At 58.6% G+C, this 26,768-nt stretch carries 20 protein-coding genes; 6 read left to right on the forward strand and 14 right to left on the reverse strand.

The window, feature by feature from the left end; translation table 11 throughout:
* Nucleotides 1-97: 97 nt before the first annotated feature.
* Complete coding sequence (gene uxaC / locus GRI41_RS06065) at nt 98-1,498, forward strand: glucuronate isomerase (RefSeq protein WP_202388740.1); 1,401 nt, start codon at nt 98-100, stop codon at nt 1,496-1,498.
* Entirely contained in the window at nt 1,495-2,847 is a 1,353-nt protein-coding gene (locus GRI41_RS14460; RefSeq protein ID WP_160603848.1) for a mannitol dehydrogenase family protein, read from the forward strand. Before uxaC ends, GRI41_RS14460 begins: the two co-directional genes overlap by 4 nt.
* Nucleotides 2,848-2,941: 94 nt before the next feature.
* On the opposite strand, the gene prfB is transcribed toward GRI41_RS14460, so the two are convergent.
* From prfB to GRI41_RS06085, 3 genes are all read right to left on the reverse strand, one after another.
* Nucleotides 2,942-4,069 (reverse strand): peptide chain release factor 2, encoded by a 1,128-nt coding sequence (prfB, locus tag GRI41_RS06075; RefSeq protein WP_160603849.1) that lies wholly within the window; start codon nt 4,067-4,069, stop codon nt 2,942-2,944.
* A 124-nt stretch (nt 4,070-4,193) separates the two neighbouring features.
* On the reverse strand, nt 4,194-6,701 hold the full coding sequence (locus GRI41_RS06080; protein ID WP_160603850.1) for a penicillin-binding protein 1A: 2,508 nt from the start codon (nt 6,699-6,701) through the stop codon (nt 4,194-4,196).
* Between the two features lie 109 nt (nt 6,702-6,810).
* Nucleotides 6,811-7,680: an N-acetylmuramoyl-L-alanine amidase family protein gene (locus tag GRI41_RS06085; RefSeq protein ID WP_160603851.1), complete on the reverse strand. Its 870-nt coding sequence runs from the start codon at nt 7,678-7,680 to the stop codon at nt 6,811-6,813.
* A 478-nt stretch (nt 7,681-8,158) separates the two neighbouring features.
* Here GRI41_RS06085 and GRI41_RS06090 point away from each other — a divergent pair, with 478 nt between their 5' ends.
* On the forward strand, nt 8,159-10,891 hold the full coding sequence (locus GRI41_RS06090) for an Rne/Rng family ribonuclease (protein WP_160603852.1): 2,733 nt from the start codon (nt 8,159-8,161) through the stop codon (nt 10,889-10,891).
* 42 nt (nt 10,892-10,933) lie between these two features.
* Here GRI41_RS06090 and GRI41_RS06095 read toward each other — a convergent pair whose 3' ends face one another.
* Both GRI41_RS06095 and GRI41_RS06100 read right to left on the reverse strand, forming a co-directional pair.
* A complete protein-coding gene (locus GRI41_RS06095) occupies nt 10,934-11,491 on the reverse strand; it encodes a class I SAM-dependent methyltransferase (RefSeq protein WP_328600519.1) in 558 nt (185 codons plus the stop codon).
* 157 nt (nt 11,492-11,648) lie between these two features.
* Nucleotides 11,649-12,395, reverse strand: a complete 747-nt coding sequence (locus GRI41_RS06100; protein ID WP_160604649.1) for an SDR family NAD(P)-dependent oxidoreductase — start codon at nt 12,393-12,395, stop codon at nt 11,649-11,651.
* A gap of 219 nt (nt 12,396-12,614) precedes the next feature.
* Between GRI41_RS06100 and GRI41_RS06105 the strand changes: the two genes are divergently transcribed.
* The 3 genes from GRI41_RS06105 to zapE are packed head-to-tail and all read left to right on the forward strand — an operon-like array spanning nt 12,615 to nt 14,996.
* Nucleotides 12,615-13,397, forward strand: a complete 783-nt coding sequence (locus GRI41_RS06105; RefSeq protein ID WP_160603854.1) for a succinate dehydrogenase iron-sulfur subunit — start codon at nt 12,615-12,617, stop codon at nt 13,395-13,397.
* 13 nt (nt 13,398-13,410) lie between these two features.
* A complete protein-coding gene (locus GRI41_RS06110; RefSeq protein WP_160603855.1) occupies nt 13,411-13,869 on the forward strand; it encodes a PaaI family thioesterase in 459 nt (152 codons plus the stop codon).
* Nucleotides 13,866-14,996 carry a cell division protein ZapE gene (gene zapE / locus GRI41_RS06115; protein ID WP_160603856.1) on the forward strand — a complete coding sequence of 377 codons (1,131 nt, stop codon included), beginning with the start codon at nt 13,866-13,868 and terminating at the stop codon, nt 14,994-14,996. Before GRI41_RS06110 ends, zapE begins: the two co-directional genes overlap by 4 nt.
* A 39-nt stretch (nt 14,997-15,035) precedes the next feature.
* Here zapE and GRI41_RS06120 read toward each other — a convergent pair whose 3' ends face one another.
* From GRI41_RS06120 to GRI41_RS06160, 9 genes are all read right to left on the reverse strand, one after another.
* Nucleotides 15,036-15,995, reverse strand: a complete 960-nt coding sequence (locus GRI41_RS06120; protein ID WP_235901063.1) for a crotonase/enoyl-CoA hydratase family protein — start codon at nt 15,993-15,995, stop codon at nt 15,036-15,038.
* A 151-nt stretch (nt 15,996-16,146) separates the two neighbouring features.
* Nucleotides 16,147-18,045, reverse strand: coding sequence for an XrtA/PEP-CTERM system amidotransferase (locus GRI41_RS06125; RefSeq protein ID WP_160603857.1), 1,899 nt, complete (start codon nt 18,043-18,045; stop codon nt 16,147-16,149).
* Between the two features lie 10 nt (nt 18,046-18,055).
* On the reverse strand, nt 18,056-19,594 hold the full coding sequence (gene xrtA / locus GRI41_RS06130) for an exosortase A (RefSeq protein ID WP_235901064.1): 1,539 nt from the start codon (nt 19,592-19,594) through the stop codon (nt 18,056-18,058).
* Between the two features lie 13 nt (nt 19,595-19,607).
* A complete protein-coding gene (locus GRI41_RS06135; protein WP_160603859.1) occupies nt 19,608-20,855 on the reverse strand; it encodes a TIGR03087 family PEP-CTERM/XrtA system glycosyltransferase in 1,248 nt (415 codons plus the stop codon).
* Nucleotides 20,855-21,919 carry a FemAB family XrtA/PEP-CTERM system-associated protein gene (locus GRI41_RS06140; RefSeq protein WP_160603860.1) on the reverse strand — a complete coding sequence of 355 codons (1,065 nt, stop codon included), beginning with the start codon at nt 21,917-21,919 and terminating at the stop codon, nt 20,855-20,857. Before GRI41_RS06140 ends, GRI41_RS06135 begins: the two co-directional genes overlap by 1 nt.
* On the reverse strand, nt 21,916-22,830 hold the full coding sequence (locus GRI41_RS06145; RefSeq protein WP_328600520.1) for an XrtA system polysaccharide deacetylase: 915 nt from the start codon (nt 22,828-22,830) through the stop codon (nt 21,916-21,918). Before GRI41_RS06145 ends, GRI41_RS06140 begins: the two co-directional genes overlap by 4 nt.
* A 14-nt stretch (nt 22,831-22,844) precedes the next feature.
* A complete protein-coding gene (locus GRI41_RS06150) occupies nt 22,845-23,999 on the reverse strand; it encodes an XrtA/PEP-CTERM system-associated ATPase (protein ID WP_160603861.1) in 1,155 nt (384 codons plus the stop codon).
* Nucleotides 24,000-24,017: 18 nt separating this feature from the next.
* The gene (locus tag GRI41_RS06155) at nt 24,018-25,697 is read right to left on the reverse strand and encodes a preprotein translocase subunit YajC (protein ID WP_160603862.1); all 1,680 of its coding nucleotides are present in this window, start codon (nt 25,695-25,697) and stop codon (nt 24,018-24,020) included.
* A gap of 6 nt (nt 25,698-25,703) precedes the next feature.
* Nucleotides 25,704-26,768 carry a P-loop NTPase family protein gene (locus tag GRI41_RS06160; protein ID WP_160603863.1) on the reverse strand — a complete coding sequence of 355 codons (1,065 nt, stop codon included), beginning with the start codon at nt 26,766-26,768 and terminating at the stop codon, nt 25,704-25,706.

Raw genomic sequence — 26,768 nt, forward strand, 5'->3', positions numbered from 1 at the left:
TTGCTGACACCGGTTACCATGATTTGGTATCTTCAGGCAATCGCCTTCCGGTTTCAGGGCCTGGATATAGGGCAACGCAAACGCAAGGACGTGAATGATGAGCAAGCCGCTGCAACTGCATGAGGACCGCCTGTTACCCGCCGATCCGGGTATCCGGTCGATCGCGCGCGCGCTCTATGCCGAAGTCGCCGGCCTTCCCATCATAAGCCCGCATGGCCACACCGATCCGGAGTGGTTTGCGGAGAACCAGCCATTCGGCAATGCAACCGAACTGCTGCTTCACCCCGACCATTATTTGTTCCGCATGCTCTATTCGCAAGGCATCGCATTGGAACGGCTTGGCATCGGCCAGAGCGATGCTGACCCGCGCGAGTCATGGAAGCTGCTGGCAGAAAATTATCACCTGTTCCGCGGAACACCTTCGCGCATCTGGCTCGACTGGGTCTTTGCCGAGGCCTTCGGTTTCGAAGTCACTCTCGATGCTTCAACCGCGGATCTTTATTTCGACACTATCACAGAGAAACTCCAGCAAGCCGATTTCCGTCCACGCGCGCTCTTTGACCGGTACGGGCTCGAAGTTCTGGCGACGACCGAAAGCCCGCTCGACACGCTCGAGCACCACGCAAAAATACGCGATAGCGATTGGAACGGGCGGGTCATCACCGCCTATCGCCCCGATCCGGTGGTCGACCCGGAATTTGAAGGCTTCGCTGACAATCTTGCGCGTTTCGGAGAGATTACCGGCGAAGATACGATGAGCTGGTCGGGCTATCTGGCGGCGCACCGCAACCGCCGCGAATTTTTTGCTCGTTCTGGCGCAACCTCGACCGATCATGGTCACCCCACGGCGGCTACGGCCAACCTCTCCCCAGCGGAAGCCCAAAGCCTGTTTGACCGTGTCAAGAAAGGCGGCGCGTCGGCATCCGATGCAGAGCTGTTTCGCGGGCAGATGCTAACCGAAATGGCGGCAATGAGTTTGGAAGACGGATTGGTCATGCAGATCCATCCGGGAAGCTTTCGCAATCATAATTTGCAGCTTTTCGAACAGTTTGGCCGTGACAAAGGCGCGGATATTCCCACCCGGACGGACTACGTTCAAGCTCTCAAGCCGCTGCTTGATCGCTTTGGGAACAACGCGGACCTCTCGATCATTCTCTTCACGCTGGACGAAAGCAGCTATGCCCGCGAGCTGGCTCCGCTTGCCGGTCACTACCCCTGCCTGAAGCTGGGGCCCGCCTGGTGGTTCCACGATAGTCCCGAAGGGATGCGCCGCTTCAGGTTGATGACCACCGAAACCGCCGGATTCTACAACACCGTCGGCTTCAATGACGATACCCGCGCGTTCCTGTCGATTCCGGCAAGGCACGATGTGGCGAGGAGGATCGATTGCGGTTTCCTCGCGCAATTGGTGGCAGAGCATCGCTTGGAAGATTGGGAAGCCGCAGAACTGGCGCGCGATCTGGCATATAACCTAGCTAAAAAGGCCTATCGTCTGTGAGGCTCGGCCCTGATTCCATTCATCGGCTCAGCGAGGCGGTCGAGCGGTTCAGCTATGACCGTGACGCCCAAAAAATCGGCATTGTCCATTTCGGTATAGGGGCTTTCCACCGCGCCCATATGGCTTGGTACACCGATCTTGCGATGAATGCCGGAGACCGGGACTGGGCGATTTGTGGGGTTTCGATGCGATCTCCCGCCGTAACCGAGCAGCTTGGGCCGCAAGGCGGGCTCTACACTCTGACCGAACGGGCCGTCGAATCTGCGAAAACCCGCATCATCGGATCGGTCCGCGAAGTTCTCTATGCCCCTGAGCAATTCGAGCAAGTCGTCGCCCGCCTCGCCGATCCTGCATGCTCGATCGCCAGCTTGACGGTCACCGAAAAGGGCTATGCCAGGGGCGAAGGGGTAAACCTCGACATCGAACTTGCGCGGCACAGTTTCTACCCGATTCTATCGGAAGCACTGCGAAGAAGGCAGGTATCCGGATTTGGCGGGCTGACCATTCTTTCTTGCGACAATCTGGCGGATAACGGGAGAGTTCTCGACCGGCTGCTGCGGCAATGGATCGACGCAGAGCAGCCCGAACTCAGACAATGGTACGAAAGCGAATGCCGCGTTCCATCAACAATGGTAGACCGTATCGTTCCGCGCACGCGGCCAGAAGATCTTGGCGCGCTCAATGACAGGATTGGTCTGGTCGACAAGGGCGCAGTCTTCACCGAAGAATTTAGCCAGTGGGTGATCGAAGACGATTTCGCTGGCCCCCGCCCGCGCTGGGAAGAACACGGCGTGGAACTGGTACAGGACGTTGCCCCATTCGAAACCGCAAAGCTGCGCATGCTGAACGGGGCCCATTCGATGCTGGCCTATTGCGGGCTGCGCGCCGGCTTTCAATTCGTGCACGAGGCCGTCGCCGATCCGGCTCTGCGGGATTTGGCTGACAAGCTGATGCGCGAGGAGGCTATGCCCACGATAGAGGCAACGCAGGATCAGGATCTGGACGAATATGCCAACCATCTGATGAAGCGATTTGCCGATCCAGCGCTGATGCATCGCCTCGACCAGATTGCGATGGATGGGACACAAAAAATCCCGCAGCGCTGGCTGGATACTGCGAAGCAACTGGTCCAGATCGGCAGGCCGCTCGATGCGATACGCACCGGCTTTGATGCATGGTTATGGCACCTTGCCGATGGCCGATGGGTCGACGATCCGCATGGGGGCGATCTGATGCGCATAACCAGCGACGAAGGCCACAAAGCGACAATCGAGCATTGTCTGCTCGGCGGAAAGAATGGTGATCCGCTCTGGCCAGGATACGCAGAATTGGCCGGGGTACTCGCTTAGCTTACACCGCTTGTTCCGTGCACTGCAGAATTGGCCGGGGTACTCGCTTAGCTTACACCGCTTGTTCCGTGCACTGAAATGGGCAGGCTACAGCCTAGTCGACGTCCTCGACTTCTACAGTGTCGCCGGTAACGCGCTGCGCCAAAGCCGCCGAGATAAATTCGTCGATCGCGCCATCCAGCACCGCATCGGGAGAGCTTGAGGTGGTGCCGGTGCGCAAATCCTTGACCATCTGATAGGGCTGCAAAACATAGGACCGGATCTGGTGTCCCCACCCGATTTCAGTCTTGGATTCATATTCTGAACCCGCCGCTGCCTCTCGCTCAGCCATCTCTTTTTCATAGAGACGCGCTTTGAGCATGTTCATCGCGGTCGCGCGGTTCTTGTGCTGGCTGCGGTCATTCTGGCTCGCCACCACGATACCAGTCGGCTGGTGCGTGATCCGGACCGCAGAGTCGGTGGTGTTGACGTGCTGTCCGCCCGCCCCCGAAGCGCGGTATGTATCGATCTTGAGATCGCTTTCATTGATATCGACTTCAAAGTCATCGTCGATCACGGGATACACCCACACCGAGCTAAAGCTGGTGTGGCGCTTGGCCGCGCTGTCATACGGGCTGATCCGGACGAGACGATGCACGCCGCTCTCGGTCTTGGCATAGCCATAGGCGTTTTCGCCTTTCACCAGAAGCGTTGCAGATTTGATCCCGGCCTGCTCGCCCGCGTGATAATCGACCAGTTCGACCTTATATCCGCGCTGCTCTGCCCAGCGCGAATACATGCGCTGGAGCATTTCGGCCCAATCCTGGCTTTCGGTCCCGCCAGCGCCCGCGTGAATCTCTATATAGGTGTCGTTGCCGTCTGCCTCACCCGAAAGCAGCGCCTGAACCTTGTCGGCATCCGCACGTTCTGCGAGCTTTTCCAGACTGGCATGCCCTTCATCGACGATTTCATCATCGCCTTCGGCTTCGCCCAATTCGATAAATTCGATCGCGTCGGCCATTTCGGACGAGATATTGCGCACTGTCCCGACACCGCTTTCGAGCACGCGGCGTTCGCGCATGATCTTCTCGGCTTCTTTCGGATCGTCCCACAAGGTCGGATCCTCAACGCGCGCGTTGAGTTCATCCAGACGCCGCAAGGCACGCTCCCAATCGAGCGACATGCGGACCAGTTGCAGCGCGGCTTCGATCCTCTCGATATGGGCCTGCCCTTCGGCACGCATGGCATAATTCTCCGCTAATTCGCGGCCCGCTTAGCGGACGGCGGCTGATTGTAAAGTTGGCTGTTAAAATTGCGAACGTGTGACTTGGGATAAAGGCCCGGCAAAAGGAGCGGACGCCTGCGTGCTAATACAGGCCGCCTTGCTCCTCTACGAAATCGTCAGGCGGCTCCTCGCGTTGGGTTTCTTGCCTCCTTTGCGATTGCGCCGCCGAACCTTGCCGGATCAGCGCCAGAATTTCCTTGCGCTTGCTTTCCAGCTCGTCACGCCAGGTTTTGCGCGGAGGTTCCGTATCCGGTTTGAAGGCTTCCCAAATCACGCTGGCTTTGGGATCGGAGGTCGGCCAGACATTGAACACGCGTTTGCCGGAAGCGCGATCAACGCGGACCATCCGGATGCCCGGCGGCGCAACAAACGGGTATCCGCTCATCCGCTCTTTCGTTTCCTGGAAGAACTGCTTGATGATCGGCGCCGCAATCGTGCCGCCTTGCGCATAGCCGCCAAGATTGGTCGGCTTGTCATATCCGATATAGGCACCGGCGACGACATCGGGTGTTCCGCCAACGAACCACACATCTTTGGGCCCCGTCGTGGTTCCGGTTTTGCCAAACATCGGCAAGTTCAAATCACGCAATACCGTCGCGGTTCCGCGCTGGATCACCCCTTCGAGCATATGGACCGTCTGGAACGCGGTGCGCGCGTCCATCACCTGATCCCCGCTCGGCGCGAGGCGCGGCATGGGCTGGCCATCCCACTCGCTCATATTGCAGCGGCCACAGTTTCGGTCATCCGCCCGGTAAATCACTTTGCCGTGCCGATCCTGAACGTAATCGATCACCGTGGCTTTGTTGAGCCGTCCATGATTGGCCAGCGCCGAATAGGCATTGACCATTTTCATCACGGTGGTTTCTTCGGAACCAAGCGCCGTCGCAGCGTAGGGGTCGGCCTCGCCAATCCCCATCTTCTCGATCGTGTCGACGACGTTGGTCATGCCCGCCTGCATACCGATTTGGACGGTCATGATGTTTTGCGACTGTTCAAGCCCGTAGCGCAGCGGGAATTCACCCGCGCGGCCGCCGCGAATACATTTTTCGCCAAGTTGGCTGCCCTGATAATAGCAATAGCGCGAATTATCGATCGGCGTGGACGGGGTCATCCCGTTGTCGAGACCCGTCGCATAGACAAATGGCTTGATCGTTGAACCCGGTTGCCGTTCTGCCTGCGTGGCGCGGTTGAATGAACCAAGGCGGCTATCGAAACCGCCTTGCATCGCGAGGATCCGTCCGGTTTGCGGGTCCTGCGCGAGGAAACCGCCCGAGACACCGGGAAGCGTCCGCACGCTGTAACCATTGCCGGACTTTGCCACCGCGATAACATCACCGGCTTTCAACGCATTGGGCAGGTTTGTGAGCGGGGCCTCTTCACCATCGCCGAAACCGATTTTGGCAGAACCACCGCTGCGTTCGGTGACAACGCCAACGCGCCATCCCTCGTAATTGATGCCGAGATAGGAACTCTTGAGCTGCCCCGCCCAATTGCCCTCTTCCAGATTGATTGTGGCAATCGGACCGCCCCATCCCTTGCGGCCATGATAGCGGAGCATACCCCGGCGCAGGGAATTGCGCGCAGCTTCCTGCATTTCGGGGTCGAGCGAGGTGCGGACCCACAGCCCGCCTGCATATACGCTGTTTTTGCTTTCTTCCGCCGATTCACCGAATTTCTCGATCAGCTGGCGGCGTACTTCCTCGAGGAAATATCCCGCATCGACACTTTGCGTGGTGGAGCCGGAAGTCGTGAGCCCGAGCGGCATCGCCTTTGCTGCGCTGGCCTCAGCAGCAGTGATAAATTCGTTTTCCTCCATCTGGTCGAGCACAAAGTTGCGCCGGACCATGGCGGTATCAGCGTTCTTCGCCCGGCCATAAACCTCCGGGGCCTTTGGCAAAATCGCCAGAAACGCCATCTCGTGCAATTCCAGATCGCCGACATCTTTGTCAAAATAGGCGCGCGAGGCTGCCTGAACGCCAAAACTGCGACGCCCCAGCGGAATTTCATTGAGATACAGCTCGAGAATTTGCTGCTTGGTCAGCACGCCTTCGATCCGGCGCGCGAGCATCATTTCCTTGAGCTTGCGCGTGATCGAATATTCGTTGGTCAGCAAGATATTCTTGGCGACCTGCTGGGTAATCGTCGAGCCGCCTACTGCGCGCTCGTTGGACCCCAGCTTGCTGATGTAATCGATCACCGCGCCAGCCAAGCCGCCGGCATCGATCCCGCCATGGCTGAAAAAGGTTTTATCCTCTGCCGCCAGATAGGCTTCGATCAGTGTTTCGGGAAAATCCGCATATTGCAGCTGGACCCGCCGGTCGCGCGCATAGGAGTGGACAATCTCGCCATCGATCCCGCGGACAACCGTCGGCAAAGGCGGCTCATAATCAAGCAGAGTTTCCGCATCGGGCAGGTTGCGCGCCAAAATTGCCCACGCGACCAGCCACACGACGAGAAACAGCCCCAAGGCAATTGTGCCCCAGCGGAACCAGCGCCGATCGTGCCAATTGGTTTTGAACCAGGCAACCGCACCGCTCGCGTCGCGGCGGATGCGATAGCTTAGATTCTCAAATTTCGATGTCTCTGCCATAATCAACCAAGGCCCTTAGCACGGGGATTCTGACTTGCGCCAGAACGTTTATCGGCCTTCGCACAGTGCACAATCCACAGCTGGCCCGTTTGCAAAACCATTGCGTGGTTCAATCGCGCGCTTCCCGCGCAAAATAGATGCGGATCGCGCGGGCCATGGCCTCTGCAAATTGCTTGCGGCCGTCCTCTGAAGCAAGCCGCGCGGCGTCATTCGGATTGGTGATGAAGCCGGATTCAAACAGCACCGCCGGCACATCGGGTGCGCGCAAGACACCCAACACGGCAGAGCGGCGACGCTGTGGGTGGAATTTCAGTGTTGCGCTTCCTTCGCGCACGATAAGCCCCGCAAATTCGGAAGAGTTTTCCTGTACCCGGCGCTGCGAAAGTTCGACCAGGATGTTGCTTACATCCTCGCTTTGCCCGGCGATCACCGCGCCGTTCAAAGAACTTGCCTTGTTCTCCCTCTCGGCAAAGCGCGCCGCCGCTTCGCTCGATGCTTCTGTGGATAGAGTATAGATGCTCGCGCCGCTGACGCTGCTGATGTCGCCTGCCGAATCGGCATGGATGGAAATGAACAAATCGGCATCCAGCCGGCGGGCGATTTCGGGCCGTTCTTCCAATACCAGGAAAGTGTCATCATCGCGGGTCAGCGCAACGCGTATGCCGCCCTCTTCGATCAGTTGATCGCGCAGCGCCAAGGCGAGCCCCAGAACAATATCTTTCTCACGGTGTCCTGCGCCGATTGAGCCGGGGTCTTTCCCGCCATGCCCCGCGTCTATCACCACCAATGGGCGAGAGCGGTCTTGCGGCCCCAATATCTCCGGCAAATCGACCGGAGATCCGGCATCGGGCAACGTCACGCGGACAACATAATCCCGCCCGAAATGCGGCACGGGCAAAGTCAGGCCAAAGGCATACAGCCCGCCCACCAGCAGGACAGGCGCCAGAAAAATAAGCCAAAGTTGCAAACGCAGCGACATGTTACAAACCTGTTAGGGCGGCATGGGTATGTTGCGCAATATGGTTGCGATAGGAAACCCACGGTGCTAGCGAACCATTCATTGGAACAAGTTCCTCTCCGCTGCCCCGGCAATGTTACAAATGCCGGTCTGTTTGGGGGGAACAATCCGCCAAAATACCCGGGCATCCGCCCGAGTAATTCACAGGTTGATGCAGTAATGAGAAGCCTCTCCCCGACCCAGACAGTTCAGCCAATGGGCTGCGCTGTGACACGGGCGGACCGGGCAGCGCACACAATGCGCAGGCTCATTACAGCAGACACATCACTCCGGCCCAGCGCATTCAGGAAATCAAACACACGCTGCCGCCGATCCGAAATTGCCGCCGCCCGCATTGGGCCAAGCGGCTATCACACATATTTGCGCCTCCAAATGGCAAGTGCTGACCCCGGCTTAGGCCCCGGTCAGGCTCCGCCCGGATGCGCATGGAGAAAATTCAATGGCAACGCGCATGCTAATCGATGCGCGCCACTCGGAAGAGACCCGGGTGGCGGTACTAAAAGGCAACCGGATTGAGGAATTCGACTTTGAATCTGCCGAACACAAGCAGATCAAGGGCAATATATACCTAGCGAAAGTTACGAGGGTAGAACCCTCGCTTCAGGCGGCATTTGTCGACTTTGGCGGCAATCGTCACGGGTTCCTTGCATTCAACGAAATCCATCCGGATTATTACCAGATTCCAAAAGAAGACCGCGAAGCGCTGCTCGCTGATGAAGCGGCCGCGGCAGAAGAAGAAGCGCGCCTTCGCGCAGAGGAAGAGGACGAAGGCAACGTCCCTGGCGACGAATATGACGCCGAGGATGAATCGGCAGAAGCTCTTGCCGAAGATCTCGCCGAAGACGGCATGGAAGAAATCGACACTTCCGAGAAGGACAAAGTCGCAACCATCGAAGAAGGTCACGTCGAAGACGATGATGACGAAGATGATGATGACAGGGACGAAGATGACGAAGACGGCGAGACCGATTCGGACGACGACGCCGATGATGCAAGCGGCGATAAGCCGAAGGGCCGTCGCGGCCGTGGCCGCCGCGGTCGCAATGGCAAAAACCGCCGTCAGGGCGGCGGCAAAGGCCGCAGCCGCGCAAAAGCTGTCGATGAGGCCCGCGCCAAACGTATGGCGCTGCGTCGCCGCTACAAAATCCAGGACGTAATCCAGCGCCGCCAGGTTCTGCTGGTTCAGGTCGTGAAGGAAGAGCGCGGCAACAAAGGCGCTGCCCTCACCACCTATCTCAGCCTTGCCGGCCGTTATACCGTGCTGATGCCGAACAGCAGCCATGGCGGCGGAATCAGCCGCAAGATTTCCAGCGCGCAAGATCGCAAGCGCCTGAAGCAAATCGTCGGCGATCTTGGCCTGCCCAAGACGATGGGGCTGATTGTGCGGACCGCAGGCCTCAGCCGGACCAAGACCGAAATCAAACGCGATTTCGACTATCTCGCCAGATTGTGGGATGACATCCGCAACAATACTCTCGGGTCCAGCGCGCCCTCGCTAATCCATTCGGACAGCGATCTGATCAAACGCGCGATCCGCGATATTTATAATCGTGAGATCGAAGAGGTCATCGTCGAAGGCGAAGATGGCTACAAATCGGCCAAGGCATTCATGAAAATGCTGATGCCCAGCCACGCGCGCCGGGTGAAGGCCTATTCCGATCCGGTGCCCTTGTTCCAGCGCTACGGCGCAGAGGACCAATTGCGCGCGATGTATGATCCGGTGGTTCAGCTGAAATCGGGCGGCTATCTGGTTATCAACCCGACCGAAGCGCTTGTTTCGATCGACATCAACTCGGGCCGTTCGACCAAGGAACACGGTATCGAGCAAACCGCCACCGCGACCAACGTAGAGGCCGCGCGTGAAATCGCCCGTCAACTGCGCCTTCGCGATATGGCCGGTCTGGTCGTGATCGACTTTATCGACATGGAATACAATTCCAACGTCCGCAAAGTCGAACGCGCGATGAAAGACGCGCTGAAGAATGACCGCGCCCGCATCCAGGTCGGGCGTATTTCAAGCTTTGGCCTTATGGAAATGAGCCGCCAACGCCTGCGTACCGGTGTGCTCGAAGCCACGACTCGCGAATGTCCGCATTGTGACGGAACGGGTCTGGTCCGCACCGCATCCTCCGCAGGCCTGTCGGCGCTGCGTCTGATCGAAGATGAAGCGGCCAAAGGCAAAGGCACGGTCATCTCGCTCAAGGCGAGCACCGAAGCGGCTGTGTACCTGCTCAACACCAAGCGCGCCGATCTCGCCGAGATCGAGGAACGCTATCACGTGGAAGTTCAGGTGATCCCCGAAGGCGAAGATGAAGGGGCCAAGATGGAAGTCGGCAGCTCCGGCCCCAAGCCCACCGAAACTCCTAAATTCGAACCGATCATCGACGAAGACGAAGACGAAGATGATGATATCGACGAGGAAGCTTTCGAAGACGAAGATCGCCCGCGCAAGAAGCGCCGTCGCCGTGGTGGTCGCGGCCGCAAGCGCAAAGGCGACGGCGATGAAAACGCCTCGAACGACAATTCCGACGATCAGGACGGCGGTGCCCCGCGCGAAGTCGAACTGGACGAGGATGGCAACCCGAAGAAAAAGCGCCGCCGGCGTGGCGGGCGTGGTCGCCGCGGCGGTCGCGGACGCAACAAAAATGCGGAGAACGGTGAAAACAACGAGGTTACGGCGGAAGACGCCAAGAACCTTGATGATGTTTCCGATCAGGTGAAGGAAGACATGGCCGTGGTCGCGGGGCCCGATGATGCACCGCAATCCGCCGAGGCTATGGCTGACGAAAAGCCGAAAAAGAAGCGCGCACCGCGCAAGAAAAAGGCTGACGAAGCGCCTGCTGAAAGCACCGAGGCACAGGACGAGAAGCCCAAGCGGACCCGGCGCAAGAAAGCCGACGCCGAAGCTGCCACTGCTTCTGAAGAGGCGGAAAAGCCCAAAGCCAAACGCGCACCGCGCAAGAAAAAGGCCGATGCTGACGACGCGCCCGCGGATGAAGCGGCTGAAAAGCCCAAGCGTGCGCCGCGCAAGAAGAAGGCTGACTCAGCAGATGAGGCAAAGCCCGCCCCTGCGACCAAGGCAAAAGCTTCTGCCAAGTCGGATGACAGCACGAGCGAAGAAAAGCCCGCGAAAAAGCGCGGCGGCTGGTGGCAACGCACCTTCGGCGAATAAGGCGATAGCTCTCCGCCCTGCACAGTTTGCGGGGCGGAGACGCTAACCGGCTTTCACACCGATACCCCATTCCATCCACCCCACTGTCTTGGGTGTTTTGGGCGTGTATCGCTCGCCCAATTGCTCAACTTCAAATCCGCCCTCGCACACAGCAGAGGTGATCGGCCGCGTCAGGTGGCAGCCACCCGCAATCGGCTTCCAGTATGGTTCGATCCGGTCCTGCCATTTGGCCACCGATGCATCGGGCGCGCGTCCGTGCTCGAGGAACAGCAGCTTCCCGCCCGGCTTCAAAATGCGCCGCATCTCCTTCACGACCTGCGCCTGATCGTCGACCGAACACATCGTATAGGTGCACACAACCGTATCGAAGCTGTTGTCTTCAAAGGGAATGTCTTCCCCGACACCGTCCCTGATATCGGCTTTCCAGCCCTTCTTTTCGGCCTCCGCCCTTGTGTATTCGAGCAGCTTGGCCCCGGGATCAATGCCGCAATAGCGGCTTATGGCGGAGGCGTTGTAGAACTGCTGATTGATCCCGCCACCACAGCCGATTTCAAACACATCGCCTTTTGCCAAAGGGACCAGCTGAGACCGAAGCTTCATGATTTGCGGCGCTCCGCAAGCGAGCTTGATCACTCTTGGGACACCGTGCCTGTCCCACCAGCTTTGCATTCCCATGCCTGCCTCCCTCTCGCCTTTTGCCCCATAATAGCCTCCACCGAAGCGAAAAGGCCAGAATGCAAGCCGAAGGAGGCGCTCGCTAGGGCGTGATTTGCGTTCCGTCATAGGCAAACAGCCCGCCACTATCGCCCGGCGCTAGGCCCGCTAGCGTATCGAGCAAACTCCGCGCCGCATCGGCGGGTTCGGACAGCTGCCCGTCGGGCAAATTGGCCTGAAATGGCCTCGACAGGTCGCTATCAACGGTACCGGGATGCAGGCCCGCAACAATCGCTTTCTTGTGCGTTCGGCCAAGCTCGATCGCGAAATTTTTGAGCAGCATATTCAACGCCGCTTTGGACGCGCGGTAGGAATGCCATCCACCAAGCCGGTTGTCGCCAATCGAACCAACCCGCGCGGACAGTGCTGCAAACACCGATCTGCTTTCCCTCGGCAACAATGGCAGAAAATGCTTTGCAATTATCGCGGGGCCGATCGTGTTGATGCGCAAGACTTCCGCCATCTTATCGGCGTCTAGCTTGCGATAGCTTCGCTCCGGTCCGGTCCCGTCTGCTAGGGTCAGAACTCCGGTCGACACTATCACCAGATCAGGATTGTCAGCGCGCACCAAAGCTGCGGCATCGGCAATGCTTTTCTCATCGCCCAGATCAAACCGGAACGGAACAATTGCGTCAGTACTTGGCGCATCTCCGCTTCGTGATCCTGCAAAAATGCGGCGCACGCCCCGCCGGGCCAACTCGTCACAAAGCGCCGCGCCAATTCCGCCCGACGCGCCAAAGATCACGGCGCATCGCGGCCAAGATGAATTGTTCTGTCCTACATCGCTCATTGCAAATACCATTGGTGCGCAGGAAACGCGTTCAGGTCCAGCCCTTTCGAAGCGCGTCTGCGGGACCGCATTTTCTTGCAACAGAACCGTGGTCCATGTGGTCCATGTCTTGTTGAGCGAAGCGCGATTGCAGATGCACATAATCCAACGCGCTGCCGCTTGTCATGACGGCGATATCGGCTAAGAGACTGGGCAAAGCGAAATCAGGATTTTGACCTTATGGCGACGTTTACTCTCCCGAAGAATTCCAAGATCAACGGCAAAGGCAAGTCCTACACTGCCGAAGGCGGGAGCCGGATCAAGAAATTCAAGATCTATCGCTATGATCCCGATACGGGCGAAAACCCGCGCTATGACACTTACGAGCTGGATCTCGATGATTGCGGTCCGATGGTTCTTGATGCTTTGTTCAAGATCAAGAATGAAATTGACCCGACGCTGACATTCCGCCGGTCCTGCCGCGAGGGGATTTGCGGTTCGTGTTCGATGAACATGAACGGCAAGAACGGCCTCGCCTGCACTTCCGCGATCGAGGATATGAAGGGCGAAATCCGTATCACTCCGCTGCCGCATATGGATGTGATCAAGGATCTGGTTCCTGACTTCACCCATTTTTACGCGCAATACGCCTCGATCCGTCCTTGGCTGCAGGCCGTGACGCCAACGCCCAGTGGCAAGGAGCGTTTGCAAAGCCCCGAGCAGCGCGAGCAGCTTGACGGGCTGTACGAATGCATTTTGTGCGCCTGTTGTTCGACCAGCTGCCCGTCTTACTGGTGGAACAGCGACAAGTTCCTTGGCCCGGCTATCCTGCTACAGGCCTATCGCTGGCTTGCCGACAGCCGCGATGAAATGACTGGCGAGCGTTTGAACGAGCTGGAAGACCCATTCCGCCTGTATCGCTGCCACACGATCATGAATTGCGCGAATGTGTGCCCCAAAGGCCTCAGCCCCGCCAAGGCGATCGCGGAAACCAAGAAGATGATGGCCGAACGGGCTATCTAAGCGAGCGCCAGCAATGCGCGCGCCTCCTGACTTCTTCACCTATGAACCGGTGCCCGACCATCCCGGTTGGTATTCATGGAACATGGTCGATGACACGCGCTTCAACACGCAAGTGATGGGGCCGATGATGGTCCGTCAGGAGGGCCAAAAATGCCGCCTGCGGATGTTCCCGGAGCATAAGCACACCAATCTGCAGGATATGATCCACGGCGCGACTACGCTGTCGCTGATCGATATCTCGCTGTTTTCGGCAATGCATGTGCTGCGGCAAAGCGAAGCGGGAATGGCGGTAACGCTGGAGCTGTCGACGCAGTTCATCGGCGCGGGAAAACCCGACGAGCCGATGGATGCGGTGGTCGAAGTCATGCGCGAAACCGGCCGGCTGATGTTCATGCGCGGCGAAGTCGTGCAAGGCGACCATCTGGTTGCGGCCTATTCGGGCTTGGTCCGCAAAGCCTCTCCAAAGAAATGAGCGAAACACCAATATCGCGCTATGAGGAGCTGGTTGCCGCCGGCGAGTTGAAGCCCGATCCGGAGCAGAAAGACGCCGCACGGCGCCTCGCCCAATTGCGCCAGGAGCTTTCCGCTCAAGCGCCCTCCGGATTCCTCGGCAAACTATTCGGCAAGGCACCGTCCCCGCCCCGCGGGATTTACATGTGGGGCGGCGTCGGGCGCGGCAAGAGCATGCTGATGGATCTGTTCCATCAGGCTCTCTCCATCGAACAGAAGCGCCGTGTGCACTTCCATGCATTTATGCAGGAAGTTCACCAGATGATCCGCGCCTGGCGCGAAGCCGATCCCGGTGATCCCATTCCCAAGGTTGCGCGCGATATTGCGCAGCATGTCCGCTGCTTGTGCTTTGATGAAATGGTGATCAACAATTCTGCCGACGCGATGATTATGAGCCGCCTTTTCAGCGCGCTAATCGTCGAAGAAGGCGTCACTGTCGTAACCACGTCCAATCGCGCGCCCACAGACCTCTACAAAGACGGGTTGAATCGAGAGCATTTCTTGCCGTTCATCGATTTGATCGAAAGCAGGCTCGATATTCTTCCGCTCAACGGACCGGTTGATTATCGCCTCGACAGGCTGGGCAATATCGATAGCTGGCACTCGCCACTCGGAGAGGCGGCAACCGCGCAGGTGCGTGAGGCGTTTTTCAGGCTGACCGACTATGCGCCGGAGGATGCCGACAATGTCCCGTCAGGCGATCTGAATGTGGGCGGCGGGCGAATGCTGCATGTACCGCGCGCGCTCAAAGGGGTTGCGGTGTTCAGCTTCAAACGCCTCTGCAAAGAAGCTCGCGGCGCAAGCGATTATCTCGCAATTGCAAGAGCTTACCACACGGTGATTGTGGTCGGCATTCCCAAGATGACAGCCGAGGACCGCAACGAGGCCGCGCGTTTTGTTACGTTAATCGATGCGCTTTACGAACATCGGGTCAAGCTGTTTGCCACCGCCGAAGCAGAGCCTGAGGAGCTCTATGAAAAAGGCGATGGCAGTTTCGAATTTGAACGCACCGTCAGCCGCTTGATGGAAATGCAGAGCGAAGAATACATGGCGCTGGGCCACGGCCTCGACGGGGCAACCGCAGCTTGAAACAGTAATTTGAAGTAGAGAATTGCCTTCGGCGGCGGTTCAGGCCGCTTCGGCCAGCTTGCGCTGCGCGGTGACGAGGCGCTGCATCACTTTCAGATCACGTTCGGTCACTTGCAAAGCCGCATCTGCCCACAACTCGGTAATCCGGTTCAATTCGTCGAGCTCCAGATCCCACGACACTTTCATCGCGCGCCGTGCATTGACCAATCCCGCATGGCGGCGATCAGATTTCTTGATGAACTCGCGGCAGACGCTCAGCCCTTCGCCCTTTTCAGCCAAATGGTGGACGAGACCCAGATCGTACATTTCCTCAGCCGAATAGGTTTTGTTCGAGACAATCAGCCGGTCTGCCATCGCGCTGCCCAATTTCCGCGAAAGCAGCGCATGGGCGCCCATACCCGGGAACAGACCAAACATAATTTCCGGCAAGCCGAATGTCGCATCGCGTTCTGCAATTACATAATCGAAAGACAGCAATGCTTCGAATCCGCCGCCCAGTGCAGCACCCTCGACCAGACCAATGGTGAGCATCGGAATATCAAGCGTATTGATATTATTGTGTAAAATCTCGCAGCAGCGATGGCCGTAACGCACAAGTCCGTCGCGGTCGCGCGTGGTGATCAGTTTGGCAAACAGCTCCAGATCGCCGCCGAAGCAGAACACGCCCGGCGCCCGGCTGCCAAGCACGAGATATTTCAGCGGAACTTTGTCGGGACCAAACCCCTTGGCAATCAGCCTTTGCCACGCTTCGAAATCGCTGAGCATCGTCCGCGTAAAGCTGGGCCGCCCCTCTGGCCGCATATAGGTCCAGAGCGTTTGGCTGTCTTTCTGATAGAGAACATCGAGCTCTTCCAGCTCTAGCAATTCTTCTGGGATAGATGAGTGAACGGAATCGTGATCGAGCAAATGCTCATCACCGCTGCCCAAAGGCATTATAGTTTTCGAGACGCTGTCCACGCCGTCAACTATCCTTCCCGACTCAGCCGTTTCCCGATTCATTGCGACCCCTTCCAGGATGAATGCGGTGTGCCGATGACCGCCTTGCTACTAGAATCGTGACTCGCTTGGCAAACGTTTATTTTCCAGTCAGGAATTCAAAACGTCCCGAAAATGGCCAGTTGGAAAGTAATTGTGACTCTATTTCGGGTACTTAGCCGGTGATTTGCAGATGTTTTATTGATCTTTCGAGCATTAGTAATTGCCACAGTATCCGTCCGTGATCCGCTCTTCGCGCAATGTGATCCTCTGCAATTCTTGCCAATGCGCGAGGGTTGAACCAACCGGTTCGCGCCAATCCCGCGCCCGAACTGATGGCTTTTGCCTGCGTCGCCAGTGGCCCACGAAACCATTCGGAGATCGGGGTAACAAAGCCTTGTTTCGGCCGGTAGAGAATATCGTCGGGCAGATATCGCTCCATAGTATGCTTGACGAGCCACTTGCCCTGCGTGCCGCGAATGCGCGCGCGATGCGGCAATTGCGCCGCAAATTCGATCAGACGGTGGTCTAGCAACGGCTCGCGCGCTTCCAGACTTACCGCCATGCTCGCCCGGTCGACTTTGGTCAAAATATCGCCCGGAAGCCAGAATTTGAGATCGGCATATTGCGCCCGATCAAGGCCGGATCGTGCGGGAGCATTGCGCATCAGTTCAACCAGGGGCTGTTCGGCCCGATATTCGCCCAGTTCCCGCTTTAGTTCGTCGGAAAAAAGCTGCCCGCGAATTTCCGGCGGAACAACCGACAGCGCGCGCGCATAGCCTGTCGCTCCGTCCCGCGCGAGCGACTGGAACGTGGACTTGGCGCGCAACGGCCGCGGTGCCCAATCCGCCTTGGGCCAGATCGCCCCGAGGCCTCCGAATAACGGTTTGCGCAGGAATTCGGGCAAAACCGCCCTCGCCTGCTCCTCGCGCGCATGGAAGACCTGGCGGCGATATCCGGCAAAAGCCTCGTCCGCGCCATCGCCCGACAAGGCAACGGTGACATGTTCGCGTGCAAGCTGGCACACCCGCCATGTTGGCAATGCAGAGGCATCGGCAAAGGGCTCGTCGAACATTTGAACCAACCGGTCAACTTCGTGATAGTCATCGGGTTGAACCGTTCGCGCGTGGTGCTGTGTGCCGAAAAGTCCCGCGACTTTCTGCGCATAGCCGGTTTCATCAAGCTCTTTGACATCGAACCCGATTGAACATGTGGTAACAGGATCGCGGCTCGTCTCCGCCATCAGCGCGACAACGCTGGACGAATCCACTCCGCCAGAAAGAAATGCGCCCAGCGGAACATCCGCTTCCATCCGCGAAGTCACTCCCTCGCGCATCAGATGAAGCAGTTCGACCGACAAATCCTCTGTCGTGCCTTTTTTGCGTTTCGAAAAATCGACATCCCACCATTGCTGTGGCTGAGCCGCCGGGCCGCCATGTTTCAGCAGGCGGAAATGTCCGGCAGGCAGTTTTTCCACGCCCTTCAGCATTGACCTGTGGTCCGGGACATAGCCCCATGTCATGAAATCTTCGACCGCACGCGGATCGGTTTCGCGGCGCAGCAGCGGATGTGCCAACAGGCCCTTAAGCTCCGATGCAAAGGCCAAACTACCGTCGCTGAGCGGCGCCATGAACAGCGGTTTGACCCCCAACCTGTCGCGCGCAAGCAGCAATTCTTTGCGGTTCCGGTCATAGAGCGCGAAAGCGAACATGCCGTGCAAACGCTCCAGACAGTCAATGCCCCAACGCTGCCACGCGGCCAGAATAACCTCGCTATCGCCGTCGGTCCTGAACGCTGCACCGTCTCTTTCCAATTCGCGGCGCAGCTCGCGGAAATTGTAGATCTCTCCGTTGAACACCAGCACGGCACTGCCATCGGCAGAATGCATCGGCTGTGGAGAGCCTTCGATGTCGATGATCGACAAGCGGCGATGCCCCAGCCCAACGCCCGCTTCGGTCCATACGCCCGAACCATCGGGCCCGCGATGCGCCAGCGCGTCGCACATCCGCCCGACGCGTGCCGGATCAACCGGTTTGGGAGTTCCGAGATGGAATAGGCCAGCGATTCCGCACATATGCTGCGCCCTATCGCAGCGCTGCGATGCGGTCCATCCATTCGCCTTCATCACCAATCGATTGGCGGAATGTGGCAATGGATTGGACCGGATTTTGTGTATCGCTCTCCTCTGCCGACAGGATCAGCATCATCGTTGGCCGCGCCTGAAGCAATAACCGGTCACGCATATTGGCGAGCTTCAACTTCGTTGCGCTGCCCGTGGTGACATCGGCGGTGTGGAATGAGGTTTGCGCCAAACGCTTCAAATGCCCGTATGCCAACAGATACTCGCTCGAGGCGTTTTCCATGGCATCGCCGGGCGCCAGCCACCGCCACGGCGTATCCATCGTCAAGGCGCCTTCGCCATATGCGCTTGCCTCGCGCCCTTCTTCCTGCGCCGAGTACAGCGCGATGAACACGTCAACTTCATTGCCGTCGCCATTCCTGTACCGGCCCAGCAAGCGATGATCGGCCCCGGTGGCCTTGGGCGACCATTCGACGGTGGGCGCATATTCGATCTGCTCCCAACCATTGACCTGTGGCAAGGCGATCGATTGCGGCAAATCGGCTTCGATCCGGGACGCCATCGCATGCCAACCGGCGAACAGGATGAGCATGCCGGCGATTGCAGCAAATGCCTTGTTCACTCCAATTTGCAGCGCGGCAATGTGGGCAAACCATTGCTGCTTCCCGACATTCGGCAGATCAACACCCATATCTTCAGGGTCGCGATCGAAGAAGCGCCAGGAAGCGGCAAGCAATCCGGCTACTACCAGCGCGAAGAACACCCAGCCGTAGAAAATGTGATCGAAGCCCTCGGCGAACTCGATGCCCTGCGATTGCGCAATATAGATTGTCCCCCAAGCGCGCACGCCATTGGCAAATATTGGCAGCGCGATCGCCACAGCCATGAACAGAACGCGCCGTTTCCAGCTCTTGAAACAGCAATAGGCGACCAGCGTCCCGAGCGCGAGCATGGCGATCAGAAACTTCACGCCCGAACATGCCTCGGCGACTTCGAACAAGCCCGCCGGCGTATCAATAAACACACCATCGATGACGGCGGGAATGCCGCTCCAATGGGTAAAGGCAATGACCAGATCCGCTGTGATCATCTGCAATGTCGGGACAAGTTCATCACCGAACGGAACGAGGAAAAGCATGTAGAGCAGCGGGAACAGATTGGCTGCGGCAACACGCGGGCCAAGCAGCGTCAGTATGCTCGCCTGCAATGCAACGACAACGCCCAGCTGGCTCGCGGTGTTGACCCCGGCCAGCGATCCCAAAAGCCACAGGAACAGCGCCGATCCCAGCGCAACAAATCCCGGCCACCATGCCTCGGGCGTCATATCGCGCAGATGCGCGCGCCGGTCATAGACCAGCCAACCGATGATAAAAGGCACCAGCAGGATGTGATTGTAAGTGGAGATGTTCCACCACTGGTCGAACATTGCCAACCAGTCCCGGTATGTCAGCGCGAAAATTGCCGTCCATGCGAGCGCGAGCCGGACCAAAGGCACACGCCACTGGTCGGGAATGCCGCTGAGGATGCCGCCGACTCGGGCCATTGGAAGAGGCATACTACGCGGCATTACGCTTCTTGGTTGGTGTCGCGGCCTTTGACGGAGGGTAGCCGCACAGTTCGGCCAGCGGCGCAAGCATCGCTTCCCACCCCTGATGCTCCACCACGTAACGCCGCGCCGCGACCGCCATCTGCAGCGATGCAGGCCCCTCGGCAAGCATGGCCAAGGCCCTGTCAATCAGCGCGCGATCGGATTGAGCCACGGCAAAATGCTCTCCATCGACCGCGTCAATTCCGGTTGCCGCCTCTGGCGAAAGCAGCACGGGCCGCGCCATTGCCATGGCTTCGAGCACCTTGTTTTGCACCCCGCGCGCTATCTCTAGCGGTGCCAGGACGATATCCGCGCCGGCCAAAAATGGCCTGACATCTGGCACCTCGCCCCAAACCCGGACACCCGGATCGCCATCGCGTTTGGTCAATTCGCTGACCGGCGCACGGCCCACCAGGTGGAAAGTCGCATCGGGATGCGCAGCGCGGATTTCGGGCAGAAGCCGGTCCATAACGCGCAATGCGGCGCCGATATTGGGCGCGTAATCCATCTGGCCAGTGAACACGAAATTGGGACCGCTCGACGCGGCCAGATCGGCATGTGGTTCGACGTAGCTCGGATCGAAAAATTGCGTATCGATACCATTGCGAAGGGCAATAGTGCTGCTGCGCTCAGGTTCGGCCAAGCGGGAACGGAACAGCGCTTCTTCCGCTTCGCTGACAAACAATGTCACATCGGATCGCTGGCCCAGGCGTTCTTCCACATTCGAAAGCAAGTCTCCCTCGCGCGCATCAATCCAGCTGCGCGGAAAGCGTCCTTCTTTGGCGTATGCTTCAAACTTTGCTGAATCGACATCGCACAAATCGACCACAACACGGCCTTTGAACGAATGCGGGATATATTGCCCCACCTGCCCAGAGAAAACGAAGATCGTCTGCACCGGATGATCCAGAAGGGTTTGTTCGACCCAGTCAGCCAGCTTTGGATCGTAGAACGCGGTCTCGCTAACCGGCCGCCGCGTTGCGAGAGCCTCTATCCCCGCGCGAACCATCGACTTTGATCGCCGCAGCAAGCAATGGCTTCTGGCCAGCTCTGCCAATTCATGCTCGTGTGCAAAATCGTTGTCCGTATCACCGAAGCAGCCAACGTGAACCGGAGCGAGCCCGGCCAGCGCCTTTAGCAGATGATGCGAACGGATTTTGTCGCCGCGATCAGGCGGAAACGGCATCCGGTGCGCCAGAAACAGTATATCGCCCATCAGGCCAATCCTTTGGCGATCACGGGCCCAATCATATTTGCGAGTTTGAGCGGCAAACGTTTCCACAATTCAATCTTCGCCGAATAGGCTTCGCTATTGGGATTGATATCCCGCTTCCGGTGGCCCGGCGCGGTCCAGCTGGCATAGCTGAGCGGCTGCGGCTCAAAACCCCAGTTCTTTTTGTAATTGTAAGGCCCACTGCCGGTTTTGGAGCGGCCAAAGTCGAACCGCTCCATCCCGCGTTTGCGGGCATGCAGCATCAGTTCGAAATACATGCGTTCATTGGCACGCAGATTGCGCGCCGCGAAAACACCCCCGCCCCAGAATGGCATAACCGTATCGTCGTGGTAAAATGACAGAACGCTGGCGACGGGGACGCCATTGTGACGGATCGTCAGAATGTCAGCAGCGCCCGCGAATTCATCAAGCATGGCGTCAAACAGCGCACGCGGGAAAACCGGTGTGCCAAGATTGCGGACGCTTTCCGAATAGACGGCATAATGCGCGGCCCGGTCCTCTTCATTGCAGCCGACCGAAACGTGCAGATCAAGCTTTAGACTTTTGCGGATTTCTGCCCGCTGTTTGCGCGGGATGGCGAGCAATTGTTGCTCGTCATCCTCGGCCAGTTCGGTAACAAATCCTGCGTGGCTGTGTTCGCAAATCTGCCACCCGGCTGGAGCGGTTCCACCGCGCAGTTCGATTGTCGGGCAAGATGTGCGGACGGCCAGCTCTTCGGCAAAGCGGCACAGGCGCTGGGATGTTTTGTCGCTATCAGCCAAGGGGCCACCGCCAACGGCAAAACCGCTCGAAACAAGCGCGCGCCCGAAAATCGCTGAATGGACCTCGCTAAGCGGAAGCCAGCCGGTCAGGTTTCCGCATTTCTCGGCAACCAGTCCGGTTGCTTTCTGACCGGTGCTGTTCTCAACCGCGCGCAGCCATTTGGGCTGATGAAAAATGCTTCCGCTGCGCTCTGCAACAAAGGCTTCGATGCGCGCGACCTCTCCCGGATCGCGCAGATCCACGACCGAAACAGTTTCGGCGGAAAGAGGAAACGGAGCATTCATTCGCCCCACTCATCGCTTGTCGCATGCGCCAGCAGCGCCTCTCGCTCGGCCACTTCATCCATCCGGCCCCAGGCGAATTCGCCGATCAGCCCGCGAAGCTTGGCCGACATCTGTTTCAGGCCCGTATAGTGCCGCAGTCGCGACTTGATCGGAGCGCCCGGAACGCGCGGTTGATCGGGATCGATTTCCCAAGGGTGGAAATAGAAAACCGCAGGGCGATTTTCCTCGCGGTTTACCTGCCGGATGGCCCAGCGCGAGAAGGCGTAAGGAAGCACGCGGAAAAATCCGCCTCCCCCCGCCGCAACGCGCTTTCCGCCAAGGATCGCTGTTGTCACCGGGATCTCGACAAGATCGCTGCCGCGAAGCGGGCTGAAGGCAAAGCGCGGTGCCTCGCGCCAACCATAATGGTCATGCGCAATCGGTGCGACGCTGCTTGAATAGCGGTATCCTTGCGCAGCGAGTTCCTCATAGGCCCACGGCGTGCGTTGATCGATCGAAAAGCTCGGCGCCCGATAACCGGTGATTTTCACGCCCGAGGCGTCTTCGAGTATTTTCTGTGCCTTGGCGATGTCTTGGCCAAATTCCTGCCGGTCGAAATTGAACACGCGCGCGTGATCATAGCCGTGGCTTGCCAGTTCGTGCCCGGCATCAACAATGCGCCGCATCAGCGAACCATGCCGCTGCGCCACCCAGCCCAGCGTGAAGAACGTTGCCTTCACCTCGGCTTCGGCGAACATATCAAGGATGCGCAGGACATTGTCTTCGACTCGCAAAGACAGATCATCCCAATCGTCGCGGTCGATTACATTCTCGAACGCGCCTACCTGGAACCAGTCCTCAACGTCGACCGACAAACCATTGATTACGGTTTGCTGGGTCTTTTCCAGCGATTTTACCGGCGAATGTTCCACCCGGAACGCTCCTCTTACGCAGCCACGCGAGGAGGCTGATCGCTCTCGATCCACTCGATAAGCATCGTCAGGACATGGCGAACCGTGCGTTCCTGCTCATCAATGCGCGCTTCCATGCCGGCGATCTTCTCGATCATTTCCTTCGGCAGCTCAACGCTATCGGCTTTCGCCTCGACAGAGCGGGACAATTCGACAACCGCCTGTTGCAGTTCCTGGATTTGCGTATCGCGCTCTGCCAGAATTTCCTCGACTTTGGGCTGCGCGATAGCCGGAGCCGCAGCAACATGCTTGATCGGCCCGGGGGCGGGAGCCGCAGGGACTTTCTGCATCGGCTTCGGCGCTGCTTCGGGGAACGTGGTATCGCCCTCCATCTCTTTCAGCACAGCGGTCAGCATCGCGTTATCGATGCGCGTGCGTTGTTCAACAGCACCCAGCAGAAGCAGGCGCGTTACCACCTGGTTTACCCGGCGCGGAATGCCGCCTGTTGCTTCGTAAAGCCCGGCAAAAACGCGCTGGTCGAATTCGGGGTTTCCTTCCCAGCCAACGCATTCAAGTCGGTGTTTGATATAGGGTTCGATCTCGCTCGGCTCCATCGATTCAAGATGGTGCGCGGCAATCACTCGTTGGCGCAGCTGCTCCAGCTCATCGCTTTGCGCGAGAACCTGTTTGAACTCGGGCTGGCCCAGCAGCAACAATTGCAGCAGCGGGTGCGAGCCCAGCTGGAAATTCGACAGCATGCGCAGTTCTTCGAGCGCTTCGACAGAGAGGTTCTGCGATTCGTCGACCACCAGCATGGTCCGGCGGCCTTCGCGGGCCTCGTCATGCAGGAAGTTTTCGATCGCGCCGAGCGCGCTCGCCTTGTCTTTGCCTTCCACTTCGATACCGAAGCTTTGCGCTGCGACATGGACCAGCTCTTCCCCGTCCAGATTGCTGGTAACCACCTGGCCAACAGTCATCTGCTCGCGGTCGATCTTTTGCATCAAATGCGCGACCAAGGTCGACTTACCCGCACCCACTTCACCGGTGATGACGATAAAGCCTTCGCTTTGCGCCATACCATAGCCGAGGTAAGACAGCGCCTTGCGGTGCGTCGCGCTCTCGAAATAGAAATTCGGATCAGGGGTAAGCTGGAACGGGCGTCCCGTTAATCCGTAAAAATCATCAAACATCTATTCAGTCCCCCAGGATCAGAAGCCGAAGCGCAGGCCAACCAGGGCCGATGCTGCGGTGAAGTCTTCGGTCGAAACATCGCTATCGAGACTGTCGATGGCGACCGCTGCCCGTGCGGACAGACGCGAAGAGATATTGTGGCTGTAAGCGGCGGACGCGCCGATCGCATTGACTTCGCCAGCGAGGTCGAAACCACTCTGGAGATAGTTGTAATAAGCGTTGGTGGTGAAGTTGCCGCGGCGGCCGACTTCGCCGGAAAGGAATACCGACGCGTAGTAGGATTCATCGGTCACACCATCAGCCGCTGCCAGGACAGAGCCCGGTACAGCGATAAATTTGCGGCGGTCATAGCCAGCGCCAACTCCGGCGGTCATCCGGCCAAAGCTGGTCGAATAGCTCGCCGCAACACCGCGCGAACGGAATACTGACGAGCGGATCGAACCAAGCGCTCCGTTGAGGCAGTTGGCCCCTTCTTCGCCGGAGACACAGCCGCCCAGCTCACCCGTCAACGGGTTGCGTCCGGCGGTGAATTCTGTCGGCAGATTGGCCAAGGCATTGCTCAACTGGCTGCCGAAGCCCGAAACCGCATCATAAACCGACACGTTGAAGGACGAACGGCTATCGGGCGCATAGGCCAGGCTGCCGTAATATGTGGTCGAGTCATAGCGGCGGCCAACATGGGCTTCGACCGAAGTACGGCGGCTTGGGCGCCAGACCACGCCGACATCCCAGATCAGGCCTGACACATCATATGCTAGCTGACGCGGCTGGCTTGTATCAACGACCAGACGGCCATCGTCGCCGATAACCGGATCGCCATTGACGTCGAGCAACGCATCGCGCGCAGACACTTCCACGTCTTCATAGCCGATGCCGCCGACCAATTGGACGGTCTGCGCGATCGGGATCGACACGTCACCGCGAACATACATGTCGCGGAAACGCTGATCCAGATTGGAAATATCTTCCTGATTCCACCCTGCGCCCACACCGACGCCAATCGGAAGCGGTTCGCCCGGACGTGTGCCCAGGTGAACGGCGGCGCTTTGTGAAATACTGTCATCGAACACGTCGACCGGCGCAGCGCCGGGTGCCGGTGCCAAGCCATCGGGTGCTTCCACACGGGTGTAACCGATGCGATAGTTCGCATTGACTTCAACATCGCCCGCACGTGTGTGCAGATTTGGTCCGGCATAGGCAGAGTAGATCTGGCTTTCCGACCCGCGGTCGTCGAGCGACGAGAGGCTCGACGAGCCATTGCCGTCAACGCGAGTTTCTGCGGCAAGCGCACCGGCTTCCACCGTCAAAACCTGCGGAACGATCGAGGCATAACCCCGCGCAACACCGCTGATGGTTTCGCCATTGATCGCATCATCGCCATAACCGATGTTCTTTTCCACCCGCAGCGACACCGAACCGCCATTGTTGCGGCCGGTGACCGACGCATCGATCCCCGCCGCGACTTGCGTATAGGTCACAACTTCATCGCCGGGCGAAAGCTCCGCAATCGCAATCTGCGAAACCTCGATATACGGCTCCACATTCACGCCATTGCCTGTCCGGCGGTCAGACGCGCTGGAGGACGCTTCCTGCCCTTCACCGCCGCTGTAATCCTGCGCGAACGCAGGCGATGCAACGCTGATGGCTGCCAATGCACTTACCAGTGCGGTCGAGCGTTTAAGGTTGAGTTTCGTCATGACGGGTTATTCCCCATATCCATAATAAGAGCCGAAATTCCGGCCGCTTGGACTGAAATGCGCTGCGTTGAGCAGCAGTTTGATATCCGGGCAGGCCGAAAGAAGCTGGCAGGCGTCCTCCAGCGCGCTTTGGCCGGTCTTGTCCGCCCGCGCGACGAGCACCGCTTGTCCGACATGCTTGGCAAGCTCTGCCGCTGGCGATGCCGCCAGAGCAGGCGGAGAATCGAAAATTACCATCCGGTTGGGCGCGCCCATTGTCAGGCGGTCGAGCACCTGTGCGGTCCGGTCGCTGGCCAGATATTCGCTGTCAGCGGTCGTCTGGTTGCCGGCGGGCAAGACCCACAGACCCGGAATGTCGGTGCCCAGCACAAGATCTTCCGGCTGAACCGTGTCGTCCGCGAGGCAATCCATGAAGCCTGGCCCCTTGGGCAGGCCCAATGTCGAGAGGATCGATGGCTTGGCGAAATCGCCATCGACAAGCACAACTTCGCTGTCACGCTCCGCCGCCATTGCGATGGCCAGATTGGTTGCGCAGAAGGTTTTGCCTTCACCCGGATGCGGGGAACAAATCAGCACGCGCCGCGAACGGGCGGTGTTCTTTGCCCGGGCCGCCTGCAGGATCTGCCGCTTCACAATGCGGAATTCCTCGATCAGCCCGGTCACCGCGCCTTCTGGCACGATAATACCCTGTTCGCGCAGATGCTCGCGGTCGATTGCGTGCTTCTTGCCGGTCAGCGCGACTGCGCTGAATTCGGGCTCAATCACGATTTCACGCGAAGCCGCCGGGACCGGCAGGTTTGCGTCAGACTGCGGTTCATATTCACTCGGAATGCGCGGCTTTGGTTCGGCTGTTTGCGCTTCTTCGACAGTCGCCGCAGGTTTCTCTGCGTCTTTCTTCCGATCAGAGTCTTTGACCCGCACCTTGGCGCGCTTCATTTCGCGTTCTGGCAGCTTGCCCTTGATCGGAGCCGCCTTGAACGGATCGAAGCCGAAAGCGCCGCTGGCCCGTTCGAGCAGCGAGCTTTCTTCGTCACCGTCTTTGGGAAGCGGGATGTTCTTATGCTCAGTCAT

Origin of the sequence: Pontixanthobacter aquaemixtae, from assembly GCF_009827395.1 — a bacterium.
GTDB classification, from domain to species: Bacteria; Pseudomonadota; Alphaproteobacteria; order Sphingomonadales; family Sphingomonadaceae; genus Pontixanthobacter; species Pontixanthobacter aquaemixtae.

Bases quoted from the DNA above. Each gene is read 5' to 3' on its own strand.
- xrtA (WP_235901064.1), bottom strand. From the start codon at position 19,594: ATGGCCCGAGTCGGCGGCATCCTCAGCGGCATTCCCGACCAGTGGCGT.
- GRI41_RS06135 (WP_160603859.1), bottom strand. From the start codon at position 20,855: ATGGGCGATATACTGTTTCTGGCGCACCGGATGCCGTTTCCGCCTGAT.
- GRI41_RS06090 (WP_160603852.1), top strand. From the start codon at position 8,159: ATGGCAACGCGCATGCTAATCGATGCGCGCCACTCGGAAGAGACCCGG.
- GRI41_RS06140 (WP_160603860.1), bottom strand. From the start codon at position 21,919: ATGAATGCTCCGTTTCCTCTTTCCGCCGAAACTGTTTCGGTCGTGGAT.
- GRI41_RS06080 (WP_160603850.1), bottom strand. From the start codon at position 6,701: ATGGCAGAGACATCGAAATTTGAGAATCTAAGCTATCGCATCCGCCGC.
- prfB (WP_160603849.1), bottom strand. From the start codon at position 4,069: ATGCGTGCCGAAGGGCAGGCCCATATCGAGAGGATCGAAGCCGCGCTG.
- GRI41_RS06150 (WP_160603861.1), bottom strand. From the start codon at position 23,999: ATGTTTGATGATTTTTACGGATTAACGGGACGCCCGTTCCAGCTTACC.
- GRI41_RS06085 (WP_160603851.1), bottom strand. From the start codon at position 7,680: ATGTCGCTGCGTTTGCAACTTTGGCTTATTTTTCTGGCGCCTGTCCTG.
- GRI41_RS06105 (WP_160603854.1), top strand. From the start codon at position 12,615: ATGGCGACGTTTACTCTCCCGAAGAATTCCAAGATCAACGGCAAAGGC.
- GRI41_RS06100 (WP_160604649.1), bottom strand. From the start codon at position 12,395: ATGAGCGATGTAGGACAGAACAATTCATCTTGGCCGCGATGCGCCGTG.
- GRI41_RS06120 (WP_235901063.1), bottom strand. From the start codon at position 15,995: ATGAATCGGGAAACGGCTGAGTCGGGAAGGATAGTTGACGGCGTGGAC.
- GRI41_RS06110 (WP_160603855.1), top strand. From the start codon at position 13,411: ATGCGCGCGCCTCCTGACTTCTTCACCTATGAACCGGTGCCCGACCAT.
- GRI41_RS06160 (WP_160603863.1), bottom strand. From the start codon at position 26,768: ATGACTGAGCATAAGAACATCCCGCTTCCCAAAGACGGTGACGAAGAA.
- zapE (WP_160603856.1), top strand. From the start codon at position 13,866: ATGAGCGAAACACCAATATCGCGCTATGAGGAGCTGGTTGCCGCCGGC.
- GRI41_RS06125 (WP_160603857.1), bottom strand. From the start codon at position 18,045: ATGTGCGGAATCGCTGGCCTATTCCATCTCGGAACTCCCAAACCGGTT.
- GRI41_RS06095 (WP_328600519.1), bottom strand. From the start codon at position 11,491: ATGAAGCTTCGGTCTCAGCTGGTCCCTTTGGCAAAAGGCGATGTGTTT.
- uxaC (WP_202388740.1), top strand. From the start codon at position 98: ATGAGCAAGCCGCTGCAACTGCATGAGGACCGCCTGTTACCCGCCGAT.
- GRI41_RS06155 (WP_160603862.1), bottom strand. From the start codon at position 25,697: ATGACGAAACTCAACCTTAAACGCTCGACCGCACTGGTAAGTGCATTG.